Origin of the sequence: Pseudomonas sp. PDM30 (assembly GCF_019218985.1) — a bacterium.
Lineage (GTDB): Bacteria > Pseudomonadota > Gammaproteobacteria > Pseudomonadales > Pseudomonadaceae > Aquipseudomonas > Aquipseudomonas jessenii.
The window spans coordinates 18570-34788 of record NZ_JAHUWM010000018.1 but is presented as its reverse complement, the minus strand read 5'-3'; the positions used below and the strand labels follow the sequence as shown (position 1 = coordinate 34788).

The 16219-nt window shown below is 56.3% G+C and carries 18 protein-coding genes; 11 read left to right on the top strand and 7 right to left on the bottom strand.

Going from position 1 to position 16219, the window contains the following annotated elements; translation table 11 throughout:
• Positions 1-14 precede the first annotated feature (14 nt).
• Complete coding sequence (locus KW840_RS27640; RefSeq protein WP_371318502.1) at positions 15-1322, bottom strand: OprD family porin; 1308 nt, start codon at positions 1320-1322, stop codon at positions 15-17.
• Positions 1323-1668: 346 nt separating this feature from the next.
• Between KW840_RS27640 and mhpT the strand changes: the two genes are divergently transcribed.
• Positions 1669-2886, top strand: coding sequence for a 3-(3-hydroxy-phenyl)propionate transporter MhpT (gene mhpT / locus KW840_RS27635; RefSeq protein ID WP_218498416.1), 1218 nt, complete (start codon positions 1669-1671; stop codon positions 2884-2886).
• A 664-nt stretch (positions 2887-3550) separates the two neighbouring features.
• On the opposite strand, the gene KW840_RS27630 is transcribed toward mhpT, so the two are convergent.
• Positions 3551-4105 carry a TetR/AcrR family transcriptional regulator gene (locus KW840_RS27630; RefSeq protein WP_218498415.1) on the bottom strand — a complete coding sequence of 185 codons (555 nt, stop codon included), beginning with the start codon at positions 4103-4105 and terminating at the stop codon, positions 3551-3553.
• 126 nt (positions 4106-4231) lie between these two features.
• Between KW840_RS27630 and KW840_RS27625 the strand changes: the two genes are divergently transcribed.
• The 4 genes from KW840_RS27625 to KW840_RS27610 all read left to right on the top strand — a co-directional run bounded on the left by KW840_RS27625 (position 4232) and on the right by KW840_RS27610 (position 7452).
• Positions 4232-4882 (top strand): DJ-1/PfpI family protein, encoded by a 651-nt coding sequence (locus tag KW840_RS27625; RefSeq protein ID WP_150813684.1) that lies wholly within the window; start codon positions 4232-4234, stop codon positions 4880-4882.
• A gap of 23 nt (positions 4883-4905) precedes the next feature.
• Positions 4906-5442: a DUF2867 domain-containing protein gene (locus KW840_RS27620; protein ID WP_150813685.1), complete on the top strand. Its 537-nt coding sequence runs from the start codon at positions 4906-4908 to the stop codon at positions 5440-5442.
• 667 nt (positions 5443-6109) lie between these two features.
• Complete coding sequence (locus KW840_RS27615) at positions 6110-6637, top strand: VOC family protein (RefSeq protein WP_218498414.1); 528 nt, start codon at positions 6110-6112, stop codon at positions 6635-6637.
• Positions 6638-6645: 8 nt separating this feature from the next.
• Positions 6646-7452, top strand: a complete 807-nt coding sequence (locus tag KW840_RS27610) for an SDR family oxidoreductase (protein WP_218498413.1) — start codon at positions 6646-6648, stop codon at positions 7450-7452.
• Between the two features lie 37 nt (positions 7453-7489).
• Here the strand turns inward: KW840_RS27610 and KW840_RS27605 are convergent, their stop codons facing one another.
• Together KW840_RS27605 and KW840_RS27600 are read right to left on the bottom strand one after the other, a co-directional pair.
• Complete coding sequence (locus KW840_RS27605; protein WP_218498412.1) at positions 7490-8509, bottom strand: zinc-binding dehydrogenase; 1020 nt, start codon at positions 8507-8509, stop codon at positions 7490-7492.
• Entirely contained in the window at positions 8506-10245 is a 1740-nt protein-coding gene (locus tag KW840_RS27600) for an FAD-binding protein (RefSeq protein WP_218498411.1), read from the bottom strand. The genes KW840_RS27605 and KW840_RS27600 overlap by 4 nt, the downstream gene beginning before the upstream one ends.
• A gap of 18 nt (positions 10246-10263) precedes the next feature.
• Between KW840_RS27600 and KW840_RS27595 the strand changes: the two genes are divergently transcribed.
• The 4 genes from KW840_RS27595 to KW840_RS27580 all read left to right on the top strand — a co-directional run bounded on the left by KW840_RS27595 (position 10264) and on the right by KW840_RS27580 (position 12665).
• Positions 10264-11028, top strand: coding sequence for a TetR/AcrR family transcriptional regulator (locus KW840_RS27595; RefSeq protein WP_218498410.1), 765 nt, complete (start codon positions 10264-10266; stop codon positions 11026-11028).
• Positions 11029-11245: 217 nt separating this feature from the next.
• Positions 11246-11572 (top strand): isochorismate lyase, encoded by a 327-nt coding sequence (locus KW840_RS27590; protein WP_090454865.1) that lies wholly within the window; start codon positions 11246-11248, stop codon positions 11570-11572.
• A gap of 78 nt (positions 11573-11650) precedes the next feature.
• Positions 11651-12076 (top strand): N-acetyltransferase, encoded by a 426-nt coding sequence (locus KW840_RS27585; protein ID WP_218498409.1) that lies wholly within the window; start codon positions 11651-11653, stop codon positions 12074-12076.
• Between the two features lie 208 nt (positions 12077-12284).
• Complete coding sequence (locus tag KW840_RS27580; protein ID WP_218498408.1) at positions 12285-12665, top strand: hypothetical protein; 381 nt, start codon at positions 12285-12287, stop codon at positions 12663-12665.
• Between the two features lie 578 nt (positions 12666-13243).
• On the opposite strand, the gene KW840_RS27575 is transcribed toward KW840_RS27580, so the two are convergent.
• Complete coding sequence (locus KW840_RS27575; RefSeq protein WP_218498407.1) at positions 13244-13765, bottom strand: hypothetical protein; 522 nt, start codon at positions 13763-13765, stop codon at positions 13244-13246.
• Positions 13766-14152: 387 nt separating this feature from the next.
• On the opposite strand from KW840_RS27575, the gene KW840_RS27570 reads away from it, so the two are divergent.
• Positions 14153-14446, top strand: a complete 294-nt coding sequence (locus tag KW840_RS27570; protein WP_057715330.1) for a hypothetical protein — start codon at positions 14153-14155, stop codon at positions 14444-14446.
• A gap of 130 nt (positions 14447-14576) precedes the next feature.
• Positions 14577-15137, top strand: a complete 561-nt coding sequence (locus KW840_RS27565) for a hypothetical protein (RefSeq protein ID WP_057715331.1) — start codon at positions 14577-14579, stop codon at positions 15135-15137.
• A gap of 36 nt (positions 15138-15173) precedes the next feature.
• Here the strand turns inward: KW840_RS27565 and KW840_RS27560 are convergent, their stop codons facing one another.
• Positions 15174-15491 carry a cytochrome C oxidase subunit IV family protein gene (locus KW840_RS27560; RefSeq protein ID WP_057715332.1) on the bottom strand — a complete coding sequence of 106 codons (318 nt, stop codon included), beginning with the start codon at positions 15489-15491 and terminating at the stop codon, positions 15174-15176.
• A gap of 13 nt (positions 15492-15504) precedes the next feature.
• On the bottom strand, positions 15505-16218 hold the full coding sequence (locus tag KW840_RS27555; RefSeq protein ID WP_218498406.1) for a heme-copper oxidase subunit III family protein: 714 nt from the start codon (positions 16216-16218) through the stop codon (positions 15505-15507).
• Between the last annotated feature and the right edge of the window lies 1 nt (position 16219).

The following is a 16219-nucleotide window of genomic DNA, read 5'->3' as shown; positions in this document are numbered from 1 at the left end:
CGAAGGGCCCGGGCTTACCAGATCGGCAAGTTATAGAGCACCTGGAACCGGGTCTGGTTTTCATCACGAAACGCCGTACCGCTCGGGAAGTCATTGCGATAGATCGCCTTGCGCGCCAACAGCCCGACGTTTTTCAGCGGGCCGCTCTGAATCACATAACCCAGTTCCATCTGGAATTCGCGCTCTTTGCGGTCCTCGGCGTTGAAGGCGGCCAACTCGATATTGTCGCCGCGCACGTAACGCAACCTTCCCTTCAAACCGGGCACCCCGGACGCGACGAAGTCGTAGTCATAGATCGCTTGCCAGGTGCGCTCCTTGGCGTTGAGAAAATCCGAAGCCATGGTCTGTTCGCTCATGCCCATCAACTCGGTGCCAGAGATGTACGGCGTCGCCGTGTCGCCGCTGGAGTGCATGTAGCCGAGGCTCACCCGGTGCCCGCCGAAGCGGTAGCCAAACAATGCCGAGAGGTTGCGGTTGTCCACCTCACCCGCTTTGGCGGCGCCATCCTCACGGCTAAAAAAACTGCGCAAGTCACTGGTGAACACGCCGTCGCCAAGCGGCAGGTTGTGCAGCAGCGCCAGGGTGTCCTGTTGGTACAGCTCGGCCACCTCGGCATGGTAGGCGCGCAGACTGAGTTCTTTGTTGACCTGATAATCGCCCCCCACGTACGCCAGATGCGAGGTGGTAGCGGCACCGTTGAATCGCCGGTTTGGCGTGGCGATGCTCATGGCCTGATAGTCCGTGGAATCGCGCTTGTTGATGCGATCGATGTAACCGGTGTTCAGGGTCAGGCCATCGAAATCCCTGGAGCTGAGCGTGGTGCCGCGAAAGGTCTGTGGCAGCAGCCGCGACGGGCTGGCAAAGGCAAACGGCAGGAAGATCGAGACATCGCCGCTCTTGACCGTTGTCTGGGCAAACCGCAGCTTGCCCGTCGGCGCCAGCCGCGAATAATCATCCGCCGCGCGCTTGTCGCTGGCCGACACCGGCAACAGTTCGGTGCCGCTACGATCCGGGGCGGAGTCGAGCTTGACCCCCAGCAGCCCCCGCACATTCAGGCCAAAGCCTACAGTCCCTTCGGTATACCCGGACTCCATGCCCAGGATGAAACCCTGGGCCCACTCCCGTGCAGCAGACTTGACCCCGCCATCCTTGTAGTCACGGTCCATGTAGTAATTGCGCAGGGTCAAGTTTGCGTGACTGTCCTCGATAAACCCCTCGGCCCGCAGCTGAGAGGGCAGAACGCTGACGCCTAGCAGTGCCACGACCCACCCTGGATGGATACTGCAAACGCAGGGAAGTGACGCTACGGAACCGGTGTTCATGGGGCGTTTTGGCATGTTCGATGTCCACTTTTTATTGTTGTTCGTGGGTGCCGGATCCGCACGGGACTGCCGGCTTCACGACCAGAGAATGGAAACAGCCAAAGGTCGCCGTCAATCGCAAATGACCGATAATCGAACATTAATATTATTATCTATTTACACATACTCATATGAATGCATTCATAACAGCCTGTTTTTCAACACTTTATTTGTGGTTTTTTACAGTTTTCAGGACATCATTCTTTTTTTAGTTATCTTTGTTATCTTAATCACCAGCGGTCACCGACGGCGCGCCCAACGCACGGAGGGTTCGACTGCATAAAAAAAACAACAATGAGGTTCACCCATGGACAGTCCATCGCGTCGCTCGACGCTGACAATCGCTTTGTGCTTTATCGTTGCGCTGATCGAAGGGTTTGATCTGCAGGCTGCCGGCACCGCTGCCGCAGGTTTGCGTCAGAGCTTTGCCCTGGACCCGAAGATGATGGGCTGGGTGTTCAGCGCCGGGATCATCGGCCTGCTGCCAGGTGCGTTTTTTGGCGGCTGGGTGGCCGATCGAATCGGCCGCAAGAAAATCCTCGTCGGCGCCGTGCTGCTGTTCGGTGTCTTCTCGCTCTGCACCGCCTATGTCGAGAGCTACTCCAACCTGCTGCTGGTGCGCTTCATGACCGGCCTGGGTCTGGGTGCCGCCCTGCCCAACCTGATTGCCCTGTGTGCCGAGGCCGTGAGCGAGCGCCATCGCGGCACCGCCATTAGCGTCATGTACTGCGGCGTGCCCCTGGGCGGCGCGCTGGCGGCCGTGGTGGCAATGTTTTCCAGTGAACACTGGCAAACCACTTTCATCATCGGCGGTCTGACGCCCATGCTCGTAGTGCCGCTGATGGCCCTGCTGCTGCCCGAATCCACTGCGTTCCGCCAACAACATGTCACCACCGGCGGCCCACGGTCGTCCACCGCCCAGGCGCTGTTCGGCGAAGGACGCGCACGCTGCACGCTGGCCTTGTGGTTGAGCTACTTCTTCACCCTGACCGTGATGTACATGCTGCTCAACTGGCTGCCCTCGCTGTTGCTGGAACAGGGTTTCACCAAGCCACAGGCAGGCATGGTGCAGATGCTGTTCAACATCGGCGGCGCCATTGGTTCGCTGCTCGGCGGGGTGATGCTGGACCGCTGCAACGGCCTGAAAGTGGTCCTGTTCGTGTACGCCGGGGTGTTGGCGGCGCTGGCCGGAGTCGGCCTGTCAGTGGGTATCGTGCCGATGGCCATCGCCGGGTTTGCCGTCGGGCTGTTCGTCATGGCCGCACAGCTTGTGCTGTACGCCCTGGCGCCCCCTTCCTACCCGACTTCGGTGCGCGCCACCGGTGTCGGCGCGGCCGTGGCCATCGGCCGGCTCGGTTCGGTGGCAGGCCCCCTGGCCGCCGGCCAGATTCTCGCCGCCGGTGCCGGCACCACTGGCGTGCTGCTGGCAACGTCACCAGGATTGGTAATCGCCGCGCTGTCGATCCTGACCGTGATCGCCCGCACTGGCGCGATCGCCGAGCCGCAACCGGAAGCGGCAAACTAAGCCCCGCTACAAAGGTTTCAGGAATGAAAATGCCCGGCAATTTGCCGGGCATTACTTATGGACATCAAACCAACTGCCCGGTTAGAGGTGCCTCGTACCGTGTTGGATGCGCGAAGCAGCAACCGGTTGAATCCACAGTCGATTCTGTTGAAAAAGTCGGTACTTCCAGACTGCTCGCATACTGACCGCTGAAAACGCCTTTCGCGCGCGCCGCTACGCGAAATCTGAACCCGGATTCCTCTGTTCAAAGTAAAGATTTCAATCTCAAGTGCGTACTTTTCTGTCGTGGAAACCATGGTCGACTTTTTCAACAGAATCGGCCAAAAGCGGTCGCTCGGCAGGTCCTGATTTTTGGATGGGCAAGTGATACACATCTGGTATTGCCCAACGAACATCGGTAAGCGTACGAGGAATACGCCTTGTGCAGGGTATGCGTGCGGCGAAGGCCGTACTCAAGTTAGTGCCGTAGGCCAGTGGCATGGACGTTAGCCCTATGAGACCAATGGCGTGCACTAGAGCTGGAGATTGGTAGATCGCGTTAGCCAGGCGGCTTGCCTTAAAGGGAATGGCGTTCAAGCAGCCACTCGGTGAAGGAATTGAGTGCTGCCGAGAATTTAGCGGCACGCGAACTCTATTTATTCAGTTACCCAATTTAGCTCATGACTTAGGCCCGCCACGGTGGAAGAGCCCCTTCGAAAAATGAAAAGGCTCGATGCAGGAAACTGTTGAAGCGAGCGGCATCACGCCGCAGCCCTGCCTGTTGACCACCAATCAGGCACAGATGGGCCACCCGACCAATCACTTCTGCTTCGCCTGGCATAGGGACCAAGCGGCGGCACGTCCGTATCGCGAAGTCCAGTCGTCTTGTGTCAACACGCTGCTGAAACTCGCCTACCAACGGATCGTGCAGCGACCAGGCTCGGATGGAAACTTCCCGCCCAGGTTGTTTCTCAGCGGCAATACTCAAGTAGCGTTTCAAGATTTCGCCCGCGCTACGACCCTGCGCCGCATAAGCGAGCATGCGCTCCGTGTAGTCTTCTTCCCAAGCGGCCAGCAAGGTGCGGACAAAGTCTTCGCGATTGCGGAAATGGTGATAGAAGGATCCGCGGGTCACATTCAATCGGCGCGATAGACTCTCGGCCGAAACGCCACTATGTCCTATTTGGTCGAGTGCCTCAAAACCAGCCGCGATCCAATGGTTGCGAGTTAGTTTTCCCACCAGTTATTTCGCTCCATATTTAGCGCCATACAGACTGTGTATGGTGCGCAACCGATTGATACGCTGCGAACACCAGCAAAGATGGCCGTTGCGTTTTGCACGCTAGCACTTTTCATGGAGCTCGCCTTGAAGAAAATCGTTCTGGTTGCTTTTGACCAATTCACTGATATCGACCTATTCCTGATGTGGGACATTTTAGGCCGCAACACTGAGGACTGGCACGTCCGAATATTGGGTGCTAGCGCTATCGTGCGATCGGCGCACGGCCTGCCTGTTCCGGTGCACGGTCCGCTTTCCGAGGCCAATAGTGCCGACGCGGTATTGTTCGTCAGCGGCAAGGAAGGGATACCCGCCGCACTTGCCGCCCCAGATTTCCTGCCGTCGTTTGAACTTGACTCCAGACGCCAGCGAATCGGCTCCATATGCGCCGGAGCTTTCATTCTCGAACGGCTTGGACTGCTCAGCGGCCAAGCAACTACACACCCGGATGCACGATCGAGCTTGCAAGCTCTGGGACTTGAGCCCGTGGACCAGCCTCTTGTATGCCAGGGGAACGTTGCAACCGCTGGCGGATGCCTTTCGGCGCTCTATCTGGTGGGATGGTTGGTTGAATCCTGGTTCGATGTCGGCAAGCGCCGTGCGACGTTGCTCCCTGTTCTACCAGCTGGGCAGCAAGAGCTCTATGATGTCTTGATCGGGCTCAGTATCCGACAAGGAGCGTTATACGACAAACCATCGCAACAAGAAACGCGACATGGCATGTCATCTAATTGGTAGTTAGAACTCAGGAGAGATCCCCGATGCCCCGAGAATTTGAGCTCATTATGTCCGTGCCTGTACCCTCGAGGTCCGGCATCACCCACCTTTACAAGTCGATGAACCTAGCAGACGCTTTTGCGATTCGGCTCCCGGCGGGCACCTCCAGCAATCCAGATTTGCTAGCTCGATTCATCCTTTCCCACCAGCCATCCTGGATCGGATGGCTCATGAAAGTCCGAGACACTATCGTTGCCTGTTTTGGTCTCAAGACAGCCAAACATTTGGCAACACTTGCGAATCGCATTCAAATCTTCAAGGTCTACAGCTCGAACCAGACTGAAGTCGTGTTGGGAGAGGACGACAAGCACCTCGACTTCAGGATTTCGATCCTATGTTCTGGAGAGGCAGAGCCAGAAGGCAGTCGCCAACTCGTTTTTTCAACCGTGGTCCAGTGCCACAACCGTCTAGGCCGGGCCTACATATTCGTTATTGCCCCATTTCACCGCTTGGTTGTTAAGGCCAGCCTTCTCCGTGCAGCGCGCATCGGTTGGCCTCTGGCTACCTGCCCCGAAGGCTGAGAGCCGTTGCTGATCCATTAGGCACGAGATCGCGTCACTTTGGCGGTGCCACGCGGATGCTGGATTTCAACGCAGATACTCGATGAAGGAGCCAGGGGATGCCCTTAAATCTGCCTTATCCTCGCCACATTTTGTCTACCTGCTAACCGCCGCGTGTGCCACAAATAGCGGCCACCGTCGAAAACAAGCAAGCCCACCGCCATCCAGATTGGGACGGACTATCTATATTGGGTCGGTTTCAGCCCGTCGCGCCTGGCATAAATCGGCCAGAAGCGGACTTCCGCTACACGAGCTATGGCTCAAGCCTTTTTCTCCGATCGCCTTCTATCAAGCTCGTATCGAATGTCTGTCCACTGCCGGGGCCTACGCCGAATCAAGAGTGCAATCTCGATTTCGGTTCCCCGCGAACAACATAGCCATCTCATTCGCGCCCACGAGCAGGGCTGTTGCTTGCATGGCAAATCATTCCGTTCTCCAGCGAGACGTCGGCGAAAGGCTCACCCTACTCCCTCGATCGGCGTGACACACATAAATAATTTTGTGCCATTATGCTTGGCGCACAATTTGATTTTTGTGCCATAACCACCACTGGCGTCACAGAGCCCAACCCCGGGCTGAACCTTCGTCAGTAGCCTTTTCCCAATGACATCATTCCCAAGGAGGCGTCATGAGCAGTGCATTGCTTGGTCCGATCAGTCAGATCGGTTATCTGGTCGAGAGCCTGGAACAAAGCATGGAACGCTGGCGACAGCATCTCGGTGTCGGGCCCTGGACGCTCTTTCGCAACGTCAGCCTCCAAGGCAAGTATCGAGGTGAGCCGGTCACTGTCACGATCGATGTCGGGCTTGCGTATCAAGGGGATATCCAGATCGAGCTGATCCAGGTGACCAACGATGCGAAGTCGCCCTATCGCGATGCTGAAGGTCAGCCAATCCGGGGGATGCACCATGTCGCCTGGGTCGTCGATGACTTCGACCAGACCCTTGTGCAATTGACTGCGACCGGGTTGCAGATTGTTTTTGAAGCCAGCAATCCAACGACCCGCGTGGCCTATCTGGAAAACCATTCGGAGCCTGGAGTGCTTTACGAAATCATCCATGGGATTGGAATGCGCGAGTTGATCCAGCAGGGCATTGAAGCCGCCAGGCACTGGGATGCCACGGATCCGGTTCACATTATTGATGTGGGGGCGTAAGGGACAGCATGTCGAAACGACTTGAAGGTAAAGCGGCATTGGTGCTGGGTGTGGCACCTGGCAACGTCGGCGAAGCCGTGGCTCGACGTTATGTCGAACAAGGGGCGCGCGTGCTGGTTTCAGGGCGCCGCGCCGATGCAGTGGCGGCGGTTGCACAGTCACTTGGGGTGCCTTGGCTGGCGTGCGATGTCACCTCGCAGGCCGAGGTCGACGATCTGGTGGCGCAGAGCAAGCAGTGCCTGAACGGCCTGGACATCGGCGTCAATGCCACGGGCTGGGGGCTCTTGAAGCCGTTCCTGGAACACAGCCGCGAAGACCTGGAGAAAATGAACGCGGTGCAATTCACCGGCCCGTTCCAGTACTTTCAGGCACTGCTGCGTCATATGCCGACGGGGGGATCAATCATCCAGATCTCGTCGGTCACGGCCAGTATCATGTTCGACAACCACGCCGCGTACATGGGCACCAAGGCCGGCATCGACCACGTCATCCGTTGCATCGCTCACGAATTCGGTCAGCACGGGATCCGGGCCAACTCCATTGCCCCCGGTGGTGTTGCCGATGCGCCGATGTCGGGTGGCGGGCTGCTGAACCCGTCTATCGCTGCCCTCTATCACCGCGAAATCCCCCTCGGGCGCAGTGGTGTTTCCGCCGACGTGGCCGATGCGGCACTCTGGCTGGCCAGCAACGAGTCCAGCTTCGTGACCGGTCAGGTCATTCATGTCAGCGGCGGACAGACGCTTCGACGCAATCCCTCTATTTCCGAGATCTATGCGGCGGCCACTGCACCCGCAGGCCCGGCCCGGCACCTCTGATAAACAGCACGGCCGGCATTGCCGGCCGTGCGACGGTTCAGGGCTTGATGATGACTTTGGCCGACCGCTGTGGGTCAGCCGCCGTTTTATAAGCCTGCGCGACGTCATCGAGCGAGAAACGGTGGCTGATCATGGATTCCGGATCGAATGCGCCGGATGCCAGCAGCTCCAGTGCTTGTGCGAACTCCGTCGGATAACACAGGGTGCCGATCAGTTCGAGTTCCTTGACCTGCAGGATCGAGAAGTCAAAAGCCTGCGGTTGCTTGTAGACACTTGCCACGGTGATGCGTGCGGCATCCCGGGCCCTGGCGATGGCCTCGTGCAGCACGCCGCTCACCCCTGAACACTCAAAGATCACCTGGGTCGCGGGCGCTTGCGTCCCCAGGAAAGTCGGCACGCTGCCATGGGCCCGTGCGAGTTCGCTCCACAGGTCGTCTCGTGTCGGATCGAGCGTCAGATTCGCCCCCAGCCCGGCAGCAATCTCCAGGCGCCCGGCAGACAGGTCAGCCACAGCGATCTGGCTGATGCCCCGGGCCTTCAGGCACGCGACGATTCCCAGGCCAATGGCCCCGGCGCCAAGGACCAGCACGGACTCACCGGCCGTCACTCGTGAGCGATTGACCGCGTGCAAGGCCACCGCCAGCGGTTCGACGAGGGCGGCCACCTCCAGGGGAAGGTTCGCGGGCAGTTGATGCAGAATCGGGCCGCTGTTTACGTTGCGCACCCGGACCAGGTTCGCCAGCGCCCCCTCATCGCTGCCCACGCCGATCATCGCGCCGTTGGCCATGGGATTGACCACGACCCGCATGCCGGGCCGGTAGTGGACGACCGCCGTGCCCACCTCGCGGATGACCCCGGAGAACTCATGCCCCAATGGCATCGGTGCCCCATCGCGGCGAATGCCCCCGCTCTCATAGAAGCCCAGGTCACTCCCGCAAACACCGCACGCGGCGACTTCGACCAGCACATCTGTTTCACCCGGGGATGGTAAAGGGACTTCGTCCACCCGCAGGTCTCGAGGGCCGTGGAGTCGTACCTGTTTCATCACTTGGTTCATTGTTGAGTCCTGTTGGTGGCTGACGCCGATTCGGCGGCGATGTGATCGGCGGCGATAAAGGCGAAGGTCATCGCCGGGCCAATGGTCGAACCGGGGCCGGGATAGGTCTTGCCCATCAGCGCAGCCGAGGTGTTGCCCACCGCATAGCAACCGGCAATGGCCGAGCCGTCCGGGCGCAGCACGCGCGCGCAGGCGTCGGTGCGCAGTCCGCCTTTGGTACCCAGCTCGCCCGGATCGATGCGCAAGGCATAGAACGGCGCGCGATCGATCGGGCCAAGGCAGGGGTTGGGTTTGCAGGTGGTATCGCCGTAGTAGCGGTCGAACAGGTTGCCACCCTTGCCGAACTGCGGATCAACGCCAGCGGCGGCGTATTGGTTCATCTGCTCGAGGGTGGCTTCGAGCCCGGCGACGTCGACGCCGATCTTGGTTGCCAGCTCGGCCGGTGTTTCGGCGCGGTAGATCACGTTGTCGAGCCAGCCGGCGGGGATCTTGCTGTCCGGCTGCACACTGCCCGGCAGCAACACACCGCAGGGATAGCGCTTGCGGTATTCGGCATCGAAGATCAGCCAGGCCGGTGCATTGGCCTGGGTGCGCTGATGGTCGGCATACATCGCATAGATGATGTCCGTGTAGGGCGCGGCTTCATTGACGAAGCGCTGGCCCAGTCGATTGACCATCACGCAACGGGGCGCCGCACGCTCAACGAACAGGGCGCGCTGGCTCGACTCCCCTGGCACCTTCACTGTCGGAGCGCCCCAGGTGTGTTCCATCAGCGCCACCGCACCGCCGGCCTCCAGCCCGGCGCGAATGCCGTCGCCATGATTGATCGGCGGCGCCGCCGTCCATTGGGCCTGTGTGGGCTGGGGCAGATACAGTTCGCGCATCGCCTGGTTCGATTCAAAACCGCCGCAGGCAAGCACCACACCGTGCCGCGCCCGCAGGCGTTGAGTGCGACCCTCGCGCAGCACATCGATGCCAACCACCCGGCCCTCATCCAGTTGCAATGATTGCATTGAGGTTTGCAGCCACAAGGGAATGCCTCGCTCGGCCAAGGCTGCGCGCAGGCTCGCCACCAAGGCGTTACCTAGGGTCAGGCGGCGATCTCGCCGGCTGCGGCGACGCCAGCGAAAATCACTCAGGTAGCGCAACGCCAGCCCGGCGGTCAGCAGCAACCAGCCGCGCTCCTTGGCAAGGATGGTGTGGGCCTCGACCTGGGTCATGGCGATACGTCCGCCAATCAGGGTCGCTGGCGAAGCCGCCCGCAACAGCTCGAAGTGTTCACCCAGGCGCGCCCCGTCGAACGGGGCCGGCTCCATGGTGCGGTAGCCGGGCTTGCCACCTTTGCGGTCCGGGTAGTAGTCGGGGTAGCGCGGCACCGCGCGAAAATTCGTGCGCGCCTGGCGTGCCAGGTACTCAACCATTTTCGGGCCATTGTCGAGATAGGCGTCGATGCGCTGCTGATCAAAATCTTCGCCAACCACCTCGCGCAGATAGCTGATCGCTTCGTCGTATGAATCGCTGCCCCCCAGTGCGGCAATCTGGTCGTTACACGGAATCCAGATCCCTCCCCCGGATACCGCCGTGGTACCGCCATAGACATCGCTCTTTTCAATCGCGAGTACCGACAAGCCGTTGTCGTGCGCTCGCAGTGCTGCAGTCAAGGCGCCGGCGCCCGAACCGACAATCACCACATCAAACTCATCGTCCCGGTTCGAGTCCTGCTGACTACTGGTCATGGCTATGCCTCCTGTTAAATGGCCGACTCTATGTCACACTTTTTATTATCTGTGCCAGAGATTGGCACGAAATGGCTTTTTGTGCCATGCCATGTGAAAATCGGGCTCAATTGCTTTTCCCAAGGGCCGGGCACGAATGCCCGCCCCGCCCCCCCCGAGCGTGTGAAGGTGCAAATGAGTCGACAATTACGCTGGGGTGATGCCAGCAGGATGGAAAACGCCAGTGATGGCCGGTCGCTGATCCTGCGTGCCGCCCTCGATGCGATGATTGCCGAGGGCGCCGAAGGTTTTTCGATCGATGACGTGGCCCGCGGTGCCAACATCTCGCGACGCACCCTGTACCGGTATTTTGGTTCCAAGAAGGAGCTGATTCAGGCTGTCGTCAGTGCAGAGAACGCTGCCTTTTTTGAGGAAATGCAACGCTCCCTGAATGAGTTCGAAGATGACTTCGAGGCTTATCTCACAGAGTGCGTGTGTTTCTCCGTACGCTACCTGGATCGTCATAACGGCGGCTTCCACCATAGCTACCTGACGAAGAACTCAACCCTGGAGGTGTTCACCTACATCCTCGAAAACATCGCACCGATGTGGCGTGATTTGCTGGAAGAGCCCTATCGTCGTTATGTCGAACGCAACAACAGGTCTGTCGCGTCGCTTGAGAACATCATCGCGCTGATCAGTCGAATCGGGCTCGCGTACTGTCTTGTTCCTGCCGATGAACATGCAATTCGTGAGCAACTGGCAATGCTTCAGCCGACACTTGTTTGCAGGACTCTTGAGTAAGAGATTAATCCGGTTTTCTGGCCGAAAATTCAGCGAGTCCTGATTGTCTCGATGAAAAAATTCGTGACAGGCAACTATCAGCGGTCACTCAAACACAGTCACCCTCGCCCACCGCCCTATCGATTAACGCAGTCTAAAGAGTTCGCCGATCCGCCTTAGCCAACGCCGATACTTCTTGCGAAGGCCCACGATTTTTTCAGAAAACGGAGTCACCTACATGGACGTCATCAATCAGTTGCAGCCCGAAGAGTGTGCAGGAATGGAGGATATTCGACGTGAAATCGATGCCCTTGATCAGGTTGTTATCAAACTGTTGGGCAAGCGTTTTCACTACGTACTGGCTGCCTCGAAGTACAAGACCTCAGTGACTTCGGTGCGTGCTCCGGAGCGATTCAAGGCCATGTTGGCGACAAGACGCGAGTGGGCCGAGGCTGAGGGCCTGAGCCCGGATGCAATCGAGAGGATGTACAGTGACCTGGTGAACCACTTCATTGCAGAAGAGATGAAACACTGGGCGGCTCATCAATCCAACACCGGACTCTAGTGTCCGGACTGTCCGCCATGGGGTGACAGGAATGGGATACCTTGTTGACCCAGTTACTCACCGCTCAGGGAGAGCACCATGTCTGTAGAAATCCAACTTTCTGAAAATGCTACTGAAGCAGAGCGGCTGGGAATTTTGACCCCGTTGCTGGCCCATAACCAGGTCAACGGTGGAGACGACGCACATGAAACATTTGCTCTGTTGCTACGGGACCCAGACAGTAACGAAGTCATTGGCGGACTGTACGGCAAGGTCTCTTATCGATGGCTGCTCATCGATCTTGTCAGCGTTCCCGAGTCGATGCGTGGCCAGGGTATCGGAGAACAGCTAATGCGCATGGCTGAAGAAGTCGCGCAGAAAAAGCACTGTATTGGTATCTGGCTGGAGACTTTCAGCTTTCAGGCACCCGGGTTTTATCGAAAACTTGGTTACTCCGAATTCGGCCGCCTGGCAGATTATCCACCGGGACATACCCGGTTCTATTACCAGAAGTCGTTGTGCTGATCGCGATTTGGATCTTGGGCCGATAGCTGCGCCTTGTAGCAGGCAGCAATCGGCCAAAAGCGGACGATGGACACAATGAAAGCAAATTGGTAGCGTTACCGCTGCTGCTTCGAATCTAGAGGGTCGCAGGACTTTGCGTACACGGTGGCGATGAGGATAACCTCGACTTCAATAATTGCCACGTCGAGTTCAAGTGGCAGGAGCGAAATTGCACCTCTTCACCCCTAATCAAGATCAACCGATGCAAAACACTTTGAAAACTTTGGCTTGCTTACCGATGCTTTGGGCCACATTAGCCAGTGCAACTTCACCATGTACAGGTGATGGGTGCATTGACGAAGCATCGGCTTCCTTTATTGCACCATATGACTTTTTCGAGGCCAAGTGCTCTTCGTTGAACCCTGGGATGAGGGAGCGATACTATGCGGTGGCCGCCCACTTCCTACAAGATGCGGATGCAGATTTCCTCAAAAATTTGCGGGCATCGGAATCCTATGCTCGTGTGTTCGCCGAGATTGAATCGAAGTCTAATATTTTAAGCTCAGACGAACTTGGCAACGCTTGTGAGGAGTTTTCGAAAGAAAACTAAGACCCAATCAATACGGATGCGCTGACGGTTAATACCAGCGTTCTGAATCTCAGCAACGGGTCGCTAGCTGCCCTCGTCAAAGGCAACAATCGGCCAGGAGCGGACGGTGGGTATCTAAAGTTGCAATTTGTTTTTGCCGCAAATTAATTCAAAACCTAAAAGACCAGCGAAATGGTGGGGCTTTTCAACGCGAATCAGCGAGTTGAGATAGCCCCTGCCGCTTAGAAATTAAGGAAACTTCTCCACAATTGGTACATTCGCATGGCCATGAAATTCATAACGCTCCAACCATTTCTGATCACAGTACCTGCACTTAAATGCCGTTTCCCACTTCTTAAAATCGGTGCTTATTTCTTCAACAAATGGGGTAAGGTTACTTAGTTCTTCCACCTTGCTGCCATCTATTTGATCAGGCATGTTAACGCACTCGCACATATCACAGACTCCGTTCTCGCAACTCTGTGGCTAGGACTCGTGGGGAAAACAAGCTGAGATCTCTAAAGCCTGACGATTGCCAATATAAATTCTCTCGATCCGAATCACATCATAAATCATATAAAGACGCTTGTTACGGCTGGCTAATTCTTGAATGCTTCAATCGCTTCGCACCATGGACCGTTTTCGAAACGCGGCTTCTGTTCTTTAACCTGCCTTGAATTCAATTTTATTTTTTGTATTAAAAAAGCTGAAACCGTTAAAACATCTCTGCGAACTTCAATATCACAACTGTTATAAACATTTTCCAAGATTACCGTGTAGGCTTCAGATTCATCTGCCCGAAACGTATACGTAGCATTGCAACTGCGGGGATAAAAATTTACCCCATCGAATGCACTACCTTGATATTGGAACGAAATCGTTTGATAGGGCTTCCTCTCTAAAGTCAGTGTAATATTGTTTTGTGTAGAATTGGTAACAATTGGCTTAATATTGAAACAATCGTAGCTTTCTTCAAAATAAATAGCTGAAAGCTTATCTCTTGGCGAACGATTTATTATATCTATCGTAACGGTATCTTTTGTTTTGCTTGTAACATTACTGTTTGTAGCACAGCCAGCCAAGCCAAGAAAAAGCGCCACGCAAACGTAGATTTTTCTCAAATACATTGTCCACCATGTTTATCGTGATAGTTATATTTTTAGGGAACAAGTTCATCACCCCCTCCTGTGTGCTCGATGACTCCATTGCATGCTGCGAATGATACTATATAGCCATCACTATGTCTTTTTTTGATTTTGCGCAGCAGCGGTTCCCTAAACGCGGCTGCATCCGGCAAATTGCAGTCGTTAACGAACGTCTGCAATGGGTCGTTTGCAGCCCTTCCCGACAGGCAGTTATCGGCCAAAAATGGCCGGTGGTCGTTGCATTACGATTGTCACCGGCGTTTGGCTAAGCTTAATAAATCAGGGCGAGCTGAAGCCTTGAGTAATGGCGGCCATCAACGGATCTGGATTGGCATCAAGGCGACACTCCCAAGGGAGACGACTATGTATGCGGTTATAAGAACCTACCTGGGTACTGGAGCAAAGCAGCTTTTCGAGTTGTTGGAAGAGCGCAATGCCGACGTCGAAGCGACCCTGCGGACAGTGCCTGGCCTCGTCAGCTACACACTGTTGAATACGGGTGATGGTGGTACAGCGGTGACTGTTTGCACGGACAAGGCCGGCAGCGATGCGAGCCTGAAAGTCGCGCGTGACTGGATTCAGAAAAATGCATCGAATATCCGCGCGAACCCGCCGATCGTGACGGAAGGTCCGGTCATTGTGCAGATCAGCCAGTGACCGGTCCGCAGGATGGTGAGTGCTATACTTTTTTCAAATTGCACCGGGTGTGCAACGTTCCCCACAGTACAGCTGCCAAGTGCTGCCGGACAGAGGAGGTCTGCAGCAAACCCGAGATGGGAGGTGTGGCATGAACCGACACTATTACATCAGTGACAATCTCAACGATCTTGAAAACGTTGAATATGAATTGGAAGCCAGCGGCATCAATTCCGAACAGATTCATGTACTCAGTGAAAAAGTTGCTGATGTAGAAGAACATCACCTCCACGAGATCAGCTCGCTGATGGAACAGGATGCTGTTCACTCTGGTGAGATTGGTGCCGTGATCGGCGTGCCACTCGCAGCGTTGGTCCTGGGTGGCGCCTATTGGATGGGCTGGACCGAATCCGCCGCAGGCTGGATGCCCTTTATCTTCCTTGCCATTGTTGTATTGGGCTTCTGCATCTGGGAAGGCGGTTTTTTTGGGTTCCAGGTGCCGAACACTCACTTCCGTAATTTCAAACAGGCAGTAAAAGAAGGCAAACATATCTTCTTCGTGGATGTTGAACCGAATCAGGAATCGGTACTGGACCAGGTCATCAAACAGCATCCGAAGCTGAAGATCGCCGGCACGGGAACGGCAGCCCCCCACTGGACAGTGGCCTGGCAGCACAAATGGCATCAGTTCAAGCGAGTGATATCGGGTTAGCACCTGGGGACTCAAGGCCATCCGAAAGCTGCTTGCCTACTGACCAAAGAAAATGCCCCTGCTGAGGAAAATATAGTCTGCCTCGGAGGCCATCAGCCCGATAAGCACCAGTAAACACAACGGTGGCACCAGTATGGCGTAGACCAATGCCAGGCGCTCCCATGCCATATGCATGAAGATGGAGACAATCAAACCTGCCTTCAACAACATGAAAGTGATGATCAAGGACCACCGAAGGTAGCCATGGAAGTGGAAATAGTCGACAAGGTACGACAGCGTGCTGAGGACGAATAACAGTCCCCAGATTTTAAGGTACAAACTGATTGGATGTTGCTGACCCTGAGCATGTGCCATCACCCGTGCTCCTCTACCATAAATAGAAGAATGCAAAAATAAATACCCACACCAAATCCACGAAGTGCCAGTAAAGCCCGGCTATCTCGACGTTCTGATAGTTGCCGGAGCGCTCATAATCTCCGCGCCATACCTTCAGCGCCACAATGCTGAGGTAGAGGGCGCCGATTGATACATGCAGTCCGTGAAAACCGGTAATCATGAAAAAACTGGCGCCAAATTGCGCCGCTCCCATGGGGTTCCCCCAGGGACGCACCCCTTCTGCGATGAGCTTGCTCCATTCAAATGCCTGCATGCCGACGAAAGTCACACCCAAGGCAGCGGTCGCCAGCATCAGGGTCGCGGTTTTCGCGCGATTACGGCGATAGGCGAAATTGACGGCCATGGCCATGGTGCCGCTGCTACTGATCAGCACAAAGGTCATGATGGCGATCAGAATAAGCGGGATTTCCTTGCCGCCGATCGTCAATGCGAATACTTCACTGGGGTTCGGCCAGGCGCTGGTGATGGTCATGCGTACCGACATGTATCCGGTCAGAAAACAGGTGAATATAAACGTGTCGCTGAGCAGGAATATCCACATCATCGCCTTGCCCCAAGGCACCTGCTTGAAGGCCTCTTTATCCGAGGACCAATCGCTGGCGATGCCCTGCCATCCCGGTGCAGGCGGCGAACCTGGTGGATTGGATGAACTGGATTCGACTTGGGCTTGTGGGTGCAATGCCATG